General features: G+C 51.5%; 1 protein-coding gene. It reads right to left on the bottom strand.

Features of this window, described 5'->3' with window-relative positions; genetic code table 11:
* Window positions 1-482 (bottom strand): amidohydrolase family protein (locus AC1DLM_RS35530; protein WP_477572640.1); only part of this gene is annotated, 482 nt, incomplete at both ends.

Raw genomic sequence — 482 nt, 5'->3', positions numbered from 1 at the left:
GCCGCCAATCAATCCGTAGGCGCGATTGCCATTCTTCCCGTAGCGTTCGAACGTAGCAATGAGTGCGCTGCCGCTTTCCTGCCATAGCAGCTTCCCTTGCCGAACTTCAACCTGAGCTTGTTGTTCTTCTGTGAATGTAGAACCATCCTTCACCATCATCCTGCGGCACGTATAAACAGCGTCAGCTGCTTCTATACTGACAACAAAATCCGCTTCCTTTAAAGGCGCCATCTGCACGCTCTGATAATAATGCGCAGGGAAAGCCGGAGGCTTGATGATTGGTATATAAGCTTTGTCCACATCGTAAACTTCGCGTCCCGCCTTGAAAACCTTCTCAATCGTTAGCTGTTCTAGATTGGAAAGCAGCAGGAAATCGCCTATCTTGCCAGGGGCGATTACCCCGCGGTCATACATCCGCATCCGCTTGGCTGGAGAGAGTGTGCTGGCATAAATGGCCTGCTCTGGCTTCATACCCATGCCGA

This window comes from Paenibacillus sp. 01T442 (genome assembly GCF_056398345.1).
This window is presented reverse-complemented; position numbering and strand designations above follow the sequence as displayed.